Here is a 10,616-nt window from a genome sequence, read left to right on the forward strand (position 1 = left end):
GTTCGACGAATTCTGTCACTGACCGCTACGAAGTTTCGCGCCGTCTGACGCCGACACGACACGTTCGGGGTACCGCGCATGCCCCCTTTTCCGCGAATAATCGCTATCTTGCTTCGGTGACCGGAAAGCGTGCTATATCCCGTCTGCCGGATTATGATGGCTTCAGTCGGCTCGCCGGCGATCCCGAGCCCGTCCCGGAAGGCGACTATCGAGTCCGGTTGAGACCGTTGTCCCGGCGCCGCCCCGTCCTCTCCGCACTGATCGCGGCCTTCGCGTTCGCGTTCGAGTCGACCTTCTTCGGCTGGTTGCTCGCCAAGGTCGAGTTGCCGGACCGGCGGATGCAGACCGTCCTCTTCGTCACCACCATCTTCATGATCGTCGCGACCGCCCTGATCGAACTGTTCCGCCTGGTCAACGTCGTGACTCTGTGCCTGGCCACGCTGCGGGCCCGGGACCCGGTCCCGGTGCCGCCGGACCAGCGGCTGCGCGTCGCGTTCCTCACCACGATCGTGCCCGGCAAGGAACCGGTCGAGATGGTGGAGAAGACGCTGCGGGCCGCGAAGCGGATCCGCCATCAGGGCCGGTACCACGTGTGGCTGCTCGACGAGGGCGACGACCCCGAGGTCAGGGCGATGTGCCGGCGGGTGGGCGCGCACCACTTCAGCCGCCGGGGCGTGCCGGAGTGGAACACCGCGGCCGGCGCCTTCAAGGCGAAGACCAAGCACGGCAACTACAACTCCTGGATGGACCGGCACGGCGACTCCTACGACGTCTTCGTCTCGGTCGACCCCGACCACGTGCCACTGCCGAACTTCTGCGAACGGCTCCTCGGCTACTTCCGTGACCCGGACGTGGCGTTCGTGATCGGGCCGCAGATCTACGGCAACTACGACAATGTGATCACCAAGTGGGCCGAGTCCCAGCAGTACCTGTTCCACTCGCTGCTGCAGCGGGCCGGCAACACCCTGGGCATCCCGATGCTGGTCGGCACCAACAACGCGGTACGCATCGCGGCGCTCAAGTCGATCGGCGGACTCCAGGACTCGATCACCGAGGACATGGCGACCAGTCTCGCCCAGCACGCCACCCGCAACCCGGCCACCGGCCGCCGCTGGACGTCGGTCTACACGCCGGACGTGCTGGCCGTCGGGGAGGGACCGTCGTCCTGGACCGACTACTTCAGCCAGCAGCACCGCTGGTCACGCGGCACCGACGAGGTCTTCGTGGCCGGGTTCGCCCGGATGGCACACCGGCTCGGGGTACGCCGCGCGTTGCACTACGCGCTGCTGATGGCGTACTACCCGCTCACCGCGATCGCGTGGCTGCTCGGCGCGGCCACCGCCGCCTTCCACGTGGTGCTCGGGATCAAGGGCGTGCAGGTGCCGCAGCAGGTGTGGCTGATGCTCTATGTGGACGCCGCGATCTTCCAGGTCGGCCTCTACCTGTGGAACCGGCGGCACAACGTCAGCCCGCACGAGGAGGCCGGGTCGTCCGGGCTCAGCGGCATGCTGCTGTCCACGCTGTGCGCGCCGATCTACGTCACCTCGTTCCTGCAGGCGGTGCTGCGCAGGCGGTCCGGGTTCGTGGTGACGCCGAAGGGTGACTCCGCCAGCCCGGATCGGCTGCTCACCTTCCGTACCCATCTGCGGTGGGCCTTGTTCTTCGCCGTGCTGCTGGTGGTGGCCGCGGTGACCGGTCACGCGCACGGGTTCATGTGGCTGTGGCCGTCACTCAACCTGGCCTTGTGCCTCACCCCGCCGGGAATCTGGGCGCTGCAGGCGCATCACCGCCGCCGGCGCGCCCGCCACCGGCCCGCGGAGATCTACGCGGTCCCCGACGAAGCGGTGACGGGCGAAGCAGCGCCCGGCGAGAAAGCAGCGCCCGGCGAGAAAGCGGCGCCCGGTGAGAAAGCACTGTCCGATGGAAGGGAACCGCTCATGACCAGGGATGTGGCCGCATGACGGCGCGACGACAGCGGCCCACCCTCACACGGCGGGTGCTCACCATGCTGGTGACGCTGCCGCTGATGGCGGCCGTGGTGGTCGTGAACCGGCCGATCGTGGGTTTCGCCGCCGAGCGCTACCACGAGTTCACCATCAACCGGCTGTCCTACAAGCAGCGGTTCGGCCACTGGTCGATGCTGCACGTTCCCGGCAAGTTCAAGGTCAACGCCATCCACGCCGCCCTGCTGCGCACCGGGAAGGTGCTGATCATCGCGGGGTCCGGCAACGACCGGGAGAACTTCGAGGCCGGCACGTTCCGCACCGTCCTGTGGGACCCCCGCACCGACACGTTCCGGGACGTGCCCACCCCGACCGACCTGTTCTGCGCCGGGCACACGTTCCTGCCCAACGGCAATCTGCTGGTGGCCGGCGGCACCAAGTCGTACGAGGTGCTGGAGGCGGACATCACGAACGCCGCCGGGGTCATGAAGATCAAGAACGAGTCGCCGGACTCCGGGCCGCGCACCTTCGGCAAGGGCACCCGCCTGCTCGGCGCCAACGGCCGTGTCTATCTGACCCGGGCCGAGGTGACCGTGCCGGCCGCCACCAAGATGACGCACGGCAACCGCACGATGGTGCACGCCGGCGAGGCCGAGGTCTGGGTGGACGCCCTCGACGCCGGCGACGGCGCACTGGTGACGGAGCCCGGCCAGTACGCCATCGAGGGCCTGGGCGGCGACGACGCGCGCAACCTCTACGGCATCGCCGAGAAGATCACCAGAGAGAAACAGGAGTACGGCGGGGACAAGACGTCGTACGAGTTCGACCCGATCGCCGAACGCTACGTGCGCACCGGCGACATGGTGGAACACCGCTGGTACCCGACCCTGGCCACGATGCCGGGCGGCGACATCCTCGCGGTGTCCGGGCTCGACGAGTTCGGCCGGATGCTGCCCGGCGTGAACGAGCGCTACCAGGTCGCGAAGCGCCAGTGGACGCCCGCGCCCGAGTTGCGGCGGGTCTTCCCGACCTATCCGGCGCTGTTCCTCACCGAGGACGAGAAACTGTTCTTCTCCGGCTCCAACGCGGGGTACGGCTCGGACACCGAGGGCCGCGCCCCCGGCCTGTGGGACGTCGCGAAGAACGAGTTCACCACGGTGCCCGGCCTCGAGGACCCCGGCATGACCGAGACCAGCGCGTCGGTGCTGCTGCCGCCCGCGCAGGACCAGAAGGTGATGATCCTCGGCGGCGGCGCGGTCGGCGACTCGCCGGTCTCCACGGCCCGGACCGCGATCGCCGACCTCGACGACGGCGAGCCGCGGTACCGGCCGGGGCCCGACCTGCCGGCGCCCACCCGCTACCTGAACACGGTGGTGCTGCCGGACGACACCGTGTTCACCAGCGGCGGCTCGTCCGGGTACCGGGGTGGGCCGTACCAGGGCCGGGCTCGCAGCGACCTGCTGACCGCGCACCTGTACGACCCGCGGCGCGAGGAGTTCCGCGAGGTGGCGGCTCCGGACGTGGGGCGTAACTACCACTCGGAGGCGCTGCTGCTGGCGGACGGCCGGGTCGTCACCATGGGCAGCGACCCGATCTACGACACCACCGGGACCAACCCGGGCAGGTTCGAGCAGCGGATCGAGATCTACAGCCCGCCGTACCTGTTCCAGGGCGACCGGCCGGCGCTCGGTGGCGGGCCACGCACGGTCAAGCACGGCCGCACCGCGCCGTACGCCACCGGCGACGCGGACCGGATCGCGGCGGCCCGGCTGGTCCGGCCGAGCGCGGTCACCCACGGCACCGACGTGGACCAGCGGTCGGTGGAACTGGGCGTCCGCCGTACCCCCGGCGGGGTGACCGTGACGATCCCGGAGGAGCCGGGCCTAGTCCCGTCCGGCTGGTACATGCTGTTCCTGATCGACGACAAGGGCGTGCCGTCGCGCGCCCGCTGGGTCAGGGTGGCCTGATCGTCAGTTGGTGGCGAGCCCGAGCGCGTACTCGGGCCACCACTGACCGGCCGGCGGGGCGTCCGGGAGGCACGCCCCGTCGGACTCCCCCGGCCGTTTCACCCAGAGGTAGGCGGCGACCCGCGGCGTCCCGGTGTCCGTGGTGGGCGCCGGCCCGAGCGCCCGGCCCGGCGGATTGCACCAGTGCCCGTCCGCGTCGCGCGCGTCGACCGGGGCCGGCCCGTTGCCGTTGCGGCTGGTGTCGATCACGAACGGCAGCCCGCCGACCCGGTCCGACACGGCGGTGCCGTAGGCGATGTTGGCCTCGGTGGTCTCGAAGTTCGCCACGTTCAGGCTGAACCCGTCGGCCTGGCGGATCCCGGCGTCGCCGAGCGCCGCGGCCACCCGGTCCACGTCCTTGATCCAGCCGGGGTTGCCGGCGTCCAGGTAGACGCGCACCCCGGGCTGCTGCTTGAACCGCTGGATCGCCTCGCCGAGCAGGGTGAGCCGCTCCTTCGCGGCGGCGGGGTCGAGGCAGCCGTCGACGAGGTGCGGGACGGCGTCGGGTTCCAACACGACGATCGCCGGGTTGCCGCGCACCACGGCGGCCAGGTCGGCGATCCACGTCCGGTACGACGCCGCGTCCGGAGCGCCGCCGCCGGAGTGCCCGCCGCAGTCGCGCTGCGGCACGTAGTAGGGCACCAGCACCGCCGTACGCCCGGCCGCCGTGGCCGCCTCGACCAGCCGCCGGGCCCGGTCCTGGAAGCCGGGGTTGGCGTCGGCGAACCAGACGGCCGTCGGCGATCCGGCGATCCGGCGTAGCGCCGCCGCGTCCCTGGTCCGGCCCTCCGCCTCCCACGCCGCCACCTGTTGCGCCGCGGGCGCGTCCGGCTCCACGTAGAACCCCGCCGACTCCGGCACCGCCGTCGCCGGAGTCGGTTTGCCCGAAGGAGCCGTGCCGGGGGACGAGGTGCAGCCGGCGAGGACGACGACGGCCGCGAGACCGCACAGCGAAGGCACGAGACGGCACAGCGAAGGGAAGTTTCTCATCTGGACGAACGGTACCGACCCGACATACCCGATCGTGACTCAGCGCACCGACGTTGCCACCGCAATCGCCTCTTCGAGTGTCACGATTCCCTCCAACCGGTAGGTGACAGGGCCGGTGGTCCAGATCAGCGCCGGACCGGCGAGCCGGGCGGTCTCGGTCCGCTCGACGCCGTCGGAGCCCACATAGGTCACCGGGTGCGGGCCCGGCACCCAGGCGGCGCCGGTCACCGCGCCGCCGATCTCCACGAACCGCGCGTCCGGCGAGGTCTTGAAGAACGTGGTGTCGAGACGCCCGTCGAACTGGTCGAACCGCACGGCGCCACCGGAGTAGGAGAACGTCACCACCCGGTCGGCGAGCAGCACCCGCTCCGGCTCGCCCAGCGCCGCCGGCACCCCGAGCGGGAATCCGGCGACCCGGCGGGCCTCGTCCAGGGCGGTCACCCGCGACGACGGCAACGCGCTCGGGGTGGCGGGCAGCGGATCGCGGGGCGGCTCACGGCGTACCTCGACGCCAGCGACGCGCAGCAGGTCGCCGATCACCTCGACCACCGCGGCGCGGGCCGGCGCGACAGCGGCGACCGACGCGGCGAGCGCGGCCGCCAGGGCCGCCACACGCAGACCCACGCGACGCCGGCGCGGCGCGGGAGCCGTCAAGCGCGCCCGGACCGCTTCCCTCTGATCGACAGCCGGGGGTACGCGCAACCGCACGCCGAGATCACGAAGTTCCAGGGCCAGATCGTCGCGGGCCAGATCGTCACGGGCCAGATCGTCACGGGCCAGATCGTCGCGGGCCAGATCGTCACGGGCCAGATCGTCGCGGGCCAGATCGTCACGGGCCCGATCGTCACGGGCCCGATCGTCGCGCTCAGACACCGGGCACCTCCTGCGGCAGCCGGTGGCGCAGTCGTGCCAGCGCCCGCGCGGTCCGCGACTTGACCGTCCCCTTCGGCAGGTTCAGCGTCACCGCGGTCTCCGCCTCGGAGAGGTCCAGCAGATAGCGGCAGACCAGCACCTCCCGGTCCCGGCCGTCCATCGCGCGCAACTGCTCGACGAGGAGCCGCCGCCGTTCGCCGGCCAGCGCCGACTCCGCCGGATCCGGTTCCAGCGGCAGCGGATCCGCGACCGCCGCGGCCCGCAGCCACAGCCCGTCCCGGCGGCGGCGGGACCGGACCAGGTTGCGGGTCTCGTTCGACACGATCGCCAGCAGCCACGACTTGAACCCGGCCTCGCCGCGGAACCGGCCCAGTTGCCGGTACGCCTTCACGAACGACTCCTGCACCACGTCGTCCGCGTCCGCGCCGGCACCCAGCAGCACGGCCGCTCGGTGTGCGGGCACCGTGAAGCGCGCGACCAGGACCTCGTAGGCGTTCAGGTCACCGGCCCGGGCCCGGGCCACAGCGGTCGCCTCATCGATGTCGATGGCCACCCCCTCTGACAACACACCCTAGAGACACCGCCCGCCGGGAACCGGTTCCCCCGGCTGTCCCGCTGGTGGGGAGACGGCGCCCCGAAGCCGGCCCGGGAACCGGATCCCGGCGGGCGGTGTCTTCGAGACATGACGACCCGCCGTTCGATCCTGCTTCTGGCCGGCTCCGGCCTCGCCCTCGCGGCGGCCGGCTGCCGGGAAACCGTCCAGGCGGCGGCCACCACGGCGCCCGACGTCCTGCTCGCCGACTCCGACCACGGCCTGCTGCGGCTCGGGCCGGCCGGGGAGCAGTCCCTCGGCGCGGCGGTGGCCGCCTTCGACGGCTCGCACCTGTACGCGGCCCGGCCCGGCGCCCTGGACCAGGTGAATCCCGCCACCGGAGAGGCGGTCCGCAGCACCGCTCTGGCCGAGGGCTGGCTGCCCCGGGTCGTCTCCGCCGACGGCCGGGTGTGCGCGCTGAGCCGGACGGGGGCCTCCGACCGGCCCACCGCGCGCGCCCGGACCACCCTGCTGATCACCGCGCCGGCCGGGCCGAAGCAGCACGAGCTGCCCGGAGTGATCGAGCCCGACGCTTTCACCGCCGACGGCACCGGCCTGTTCGTGCTGGAGTGGCTGCCGGCGACCGCACCGGACCGCTACCGGGTGCGGCTGCTCGACCTGGCCACCGGCGACATCCAGCCGCTCGCCACCCGCGCCAAGACGCCGGTGCCGCCGGGCGCCGAGGAGGAGATGCGCGGTGACGGGCGGCAGGCGGTGCTCTCCGCCGACCGGCAGATGCTGTTCACGCTCTACACCCACCAGCCGGGCCATCAGCACACCCGGGACCTGCTGTCCGGGCGGCCGGGCAACGCGCACGCGTTCGTGCACGTGCTGCATCTGACCGAGCGGTGGGCGTACTGCCTGGACCTGCCGCACCCGTTCGGTGAGGGGCCGGCGGCGGGGCACGCGCTGGCGGCGGACGGACGGAACCTGATCGTCGCCGACGTCACCTCGGGCCGGCTGGCCTATGCGAGCCCGGAGTCACTGTCGATCGAGCGGGTGGTGGACGTGCCGGTGGCGGCCGGATCCACCGCGGCCCTGGCTCTCACCACGGACGGGCGGATCCTGCTCGGGGCGGGCGGTGTGACGGTGCTGGACCGGGCCTCGGGCCGGCCGGCCGGCGACTGGGCGCTGCCGGGGCCGGTGCGCGGGCTGGCCCTGAGCCGGGACGGCAGCCGTCTCCACGCCGGCGGCGCCGGGCGGATCACCTGGCTGGACACCGGCACCGGGACCCGGCGGGGTGATCTGGCCGTTCCCGGTCTCACCTGGTTGCGGCACGCGCTCTGACCCGCGAGTTCAGCGACCCGCGAGTTCAGCACCGAGCGCTGGTCAGCTCGTCCGCCTGAGCACGTCTAGCAGGAACCACTCGTCCTCGTGGCGCACGACGTGCTCCAGCCCGCGCGTGGCGATCAGGGCGGCGTGCGCGTTGAAGCCGTCGTAACTGCCGCCGTTCTCCCGGTCGCGGAAGTGCACCGCGACCAGGTCGCCGCCGGGCTCCAGACACGCCACCAGCCCGTCCAGCGTCGCCGTCAGATCGTCACCGGAGAGGTAGTAGAGCAGGTCACCGATGACGACCAGGTCGAACACACCGTCCGGCAGGTCGGCCGGCAGCTCGGCCCGCTCGACCCGGACGTTCGGCAGGTCGGCGGTGTTCTTCGCGGCCAGTTGCACGGCCTCGTCGACACTGTCCGTCGCGACGACCTCGTCGCAGCGCTCGGCGAGCATCCGGGTGAGCGAGCCGATCGAGGCGCCCGGCTCGTAGCAGCGGCGGTAACGCTCACGGGGCAGGCTGGCCACGGTGACCGCGAACTTGCGGCGGTCGTGCCATTTGGTGCCGATGTCCCACGGGTCGTCCTTCGCCAGGTAGAGCCCGATGAAGTGGTCCAGGGAGACGGACGTCTCCGGTGGTACGGCGTCGCCTGCTGCTCGTGTCACTCCAGCAATTCTGCCCCGTCCTGGCCGGCCGCCACCGTCAGGGTCCCGACGCCCTCGTCCGCGATCAGGTCGATGCCGCCGGTTCCGCCCGCGACGGTGAACCTGGTGCCTTTGTCCACATCCTTGTCACGGGAACCGTAGAGGACCACGGCGCCGGCTCCCCGTTGCAGAACCGCCGTGACGGGGCCCCGGCCACCGGTGCTGATCCGCCAGTCGCGGATGCCTCCGGTCATCGAGATCGGCACGACCGTGTCCTGCCGGGGCAGCGCGAGATCGAGTTCAGCGGCGCCGCCGAGCAGGTCCACCCGGCCGGCCCGGCCGCCGGTGAGGTCGATCGAGGCGGTACGGACGCCACCGCGCATCAGCACCGACCAGGTGACGTCCCGGCTGAGCACCACGTCGATCTTGCCGTTGCCGGTGCGGCCGGCCCCGTCCACGAACAGCCGTACGGTGCCGCCCTCCAGCACGGCCCGCGGTGTGACGCCGCTGCCCGCCGGGCTGGACACCTGGAACCAGCCGCCCTCGGTCTCGCCGATCCGGACGCCGAGCGTGGTGGTGCCGTCGGCCAGCTCGAAGGTGGCCGCGCCGGGCGGGGCGCCGGGCAGAGCCGGGTCGTCCGCCGACGGGCTCGCCTCGATGGAGACCGGCGGGGCGTCCGGCGGAGCAGCCTGCGGGCCGGTCGGCGGCGCCGTGATCATCGGGCCGGCCACCAGCGACGGGGGACGGCCGGCGTACCAGGCCATCACGCCGGCCACCAGCACCGCGGCGGCCAGCGCGGTGACCGGCTTCCAGGCGGCGACCGATCGCCAGCCGGTGCGGCGCGGCGTCCGCGGAGTGATCCTCAGTTCCAGGGTGGGCCGCTGCGATCCCCGTGCCTGCCAGGCGGGTGCGGTACGGGCGGCCTCGGCATCCTCCGTCTCGTAGTGGTCGGCGGGCGGCCCGGCCCGGTGCGGCGCGTCGGGCCAGTATCCGGTGATGTCGGGCCACTCTTTCGAGGGAGCGGCGCCGGACTCGCTCTCAGGTCCGGACTCGCGCTCAGGGACGGCAGAACTTTCCACGTTGTTCTCCTTGAAGGGCACGGAGACTCCGCACACCGGTACGGAGGTGAAGCCGCTTCAGTTCAAAGGGAGCGCTCCCAAAAAATTGGGACATCGTTACCACTTGCCCTCACATGCCCCGAGCGTGTAGATCCTTATCGAATCCTTAAGCGGTTCTATGTGAACGTTCCCCCAGAAAGCGAATAGATGCCGGAAGACGACACCCGTAGCGGTCTGCGGGTCGGCGGCTGGATCCCGCCGTATGCACCCGGCGGTAACCCCGCCGCGCCGATCCGGCCCACCGTCAGACCCGCCCCGAACGCGCCCCGTAATCGCGACGCGTTCCCCCGCCTCCGCGGTGAGGGCTCGATGCGCCCCCGCCTGGTCCTCGCCGCCGCACTCTGCCTAGCCTGCGCGGCCACCGCGGCGATAGCCGTCATCCTCGACTCCGGCCGGAGCCCCGAACCGGTCGCCGCCGAGTTCACCTTCCCCGCCGGAGCCGCACCGCAGCCGCCCCTGACACCCGACCTGGGCTCGACGAACGCTCCGGCCAGTGTGGAACCGTCACCGCCGCCGAGCGCGGCGGCGGCGATCACCACCACCCCGGCGCGGGCCTACTCGTCACCGCCGCCGAGATCTCCGGCAGCCACTCGCACCACCGTCGCACCGACGAGGACGGCCACCACCGAGCCGGTGACGCTGACGGTCGGATCGACGGCCGGGCTGGAATCAGCCGACCACCCCGGGCAACGCCTCCGGCATCGCAACTTCCGGGGACGCCTGGACCCGATCGGGCCGGCGAGCAGCGCCGGCGACCGGGCCGACTCAGGGTTTCGGGTACGCTCCGGGCTCGCCGGCTCCGGCTGCGTCTCACTCGAATCCGTGAACTTCGCCGGATATTTCGTCCGGCATCGAAACTTCGAAATACGTCTCGAACGGAACGACGGATCACCGCTATTCCAGCAGGACGCGACTTTCTGTCCGGTGACGATTCGTCAAGGCGCCGCACTGGCGTTGCGTTCCACCAATTACCCGCAGCACCATGTCGTCGCCGCCGACCAGTGGCTGAGGCTCGCGCAGACCTCCGCCGAGCACGCGACGGCCTTCACGCCGCGCCCTGCGCTCTGACCGACCCCGCGCCCTGATCGGCCCCACACTCGGATCGGCCCCACACTCTGATCGGCCCCGGCTGGCCCATCCAGCCGGGGCCGATCAGGCCCTCACCCCTGAGGCAACGCAT

General features: G+C 72.0%; 9 protein-coding genes. 4 read left to right on the top strand and 5 right to left on the bottom strand.

The genetic code is table 11. From position 1 onward, the window contains the following. The first annotated feature begins 218 nt into the window (after positions 1 to 218). Positions 219 to 1,961 (top strand): glycosyltransferase family 2 protein, encoded by a 1,743-nt coding sequence (locus tag QLQ12_RS00970; RefSeq protein ID WP_282756427.1) that lies wholly within the window; start codon positions 219 to 221, stop codon positions 1,959 to 1,961. Next, positions 1,958 to 3,910, top strand: a complete 1,953-nt coding sequence (gene glxA / locus QLQ12_RS00975; RefSeq protein WP_282756429.1) for a radical copper oxidase GlxA — start codon at positions 1,958 to 1,960, stop codon at positions 3,908 to 3,910. The genes QLQ12_RS00970 and glxA overlap by 4 nt, the downstream gene beginning before the upstream one ends. Before the next feature lie 3 nt (positions 3,911 to 3,913). Here glxA and QLQ12_RS00980 read toward each other — a convergent pair whose 3' ends face one another. The 3 genes from QLQ12_RS00980 to QLQ12_RS00990 are packed head-to-tail and all read right to left on the bottom strand — an operon-like array spanning position 3,914 to position 6,365. Further along, on the bottom strand, positions 3,914 to 4,939 hold the full coding sequence (locus tag QLQ12_RS00980; RefSeq protein WP_282756431.1) for a glycoside hydrolase family 6 protein: 1,026 nt from the start codon (positions 4,937 to 4,939) through the stop codon (positions 3,914 to 3,916). A 39-nt stretch (positions 4,940 to 4,978) separates the two neighbouring features. Beyond that, positions 4,979 to 5,812, bottom strand: a complete 834-nt coding sequence (locus tag QLQ12_RS00985; protein ID WP_282756433.1) for a hypothetical protein — start codon at positions 5,810 to 5,812, stop codon at positions 4,979 to 4,981. Beyond that, a complete protein-coding gene (locus QLQ12_RS00990; RefSeq protein WP_282756434.1) occupies positions 5,805 to 6,365 on the bottom strand; it encodes an RNA polymerase sigma factor in 561 nt (186 codons plus the stop codon). Before QLQ12_RS00990 ends, QLQ12_RS00985 begins: the two co-directional genes overlap by 8 nt. Positions 6,366 to 6,494: 129 nt before the next feature. Between QLQ12_RS00990 and QLQ12_RS00995 the strand changes: the two genes are divergently transcribed. After that, positions 6,495 to 7,691, top strand: a complete 1,197-nt coding sequence (locus QLQ12_RS00995) for a hypothetical protein (RefSeq protein WP_282756436.1) — start codon at positions 6,495 to 6,497, stop codon at positions 7,689 to 7,691. Positions 7,692 to 7,733: 42 nt separating this feature from the next. Here QLQ12_RS00995 and QLQ12_RS01000 read toward each other — a convergent pair whose 3' ends face one another. Together QLQ12_RS01000 and QLQ12_RS01005 are read right to left on the bottom strand one after the other, a co-directional pair. Next, complete coding sequence (locus QLQ12_RS01000) at positions 7,734 to 8,339, bottom strand: class I SAM-dependent methyltransferase (RefSeq protein ID WP_282756437.1); 606 nt, start codon at positions 8,337 to 8,339, stop codon at positions 7,734 to 7,736. After that, complete coding sequence (locus QLQ12_RS01005; protein WP_282756438.1) at positions 8,336 to 9,397, bottom strand: hypothetical protein; 1,062 nt, start codon at positions 9,395 to 9,397, stop codon at positions 8,336 to 8,338. The genes QLQ12_RS01000 and QLQ12_RS01005 overlap by 4 nt, the downstream gene beginning before the upstream one ends. A 186-nt stretch (positions 9,398 to 9,583) precedes the next feature. Here QLQ12_RS01005 and QLQ12_RS01010 point away from each other — a divergent pair, with 186 nt between their 5' ends. Beyond that, positions 9,584 to 10,504, top strand: a complete 921-nt coding sequence (locus tag QLQ12_RS01010) for an AbfB domain-containing protein (protein ID WP_282756439.1) — start codon at positions 9,584 to 9,586, stop codon at positions 10,502 to 10,504. Positions 10,505 to 10,616: the final 112 nt, after the last annotated feature.

Source organism: Actinoplanes sandaracinus (genome assembly GCF_030009775.1).
Lineage (GTDB): Bacteria > Actinomycetota > Actinomycetes > Mycobacteriales > Micromonosporaceae > Actinoplanes > Actinoplanes sandaracinus.

What these genes read in the sequence shown, in the direction of transcription:
- QLQ12_RS01010 (WP_282756439.1), top strand. Translation starts at nt 9,584, where the DNA reads ATGCCGGAAGACGACACCCGTAGCGGTCTGCGGGTCGGCGGCTGGATC.
- glxA (WP_282756429.1), top strand. Translation starts at nt 1,958, where the DNA reads ATGACGGCGCGACGACAGCGGCCCACCCTCACACGGCGGGTGCTCACC.
- QLQ12_RS00995 (WP_282756436.1), top strand. Translation starts at nt 6,495, where the DNA reads ATGACGACCCGCCGTTCGATCCTGCTTCTGGCCGGCTCCGGCCTCGCC.
- QLQ12_RS00980 (WP_282756431.1), bottom strand. Translation starts at nt 4,939, where the DNA reads ATGAGAAACTTCCCTTCGCTGTGCCGTCTCGTGCCTTCGCTGTGCGGT.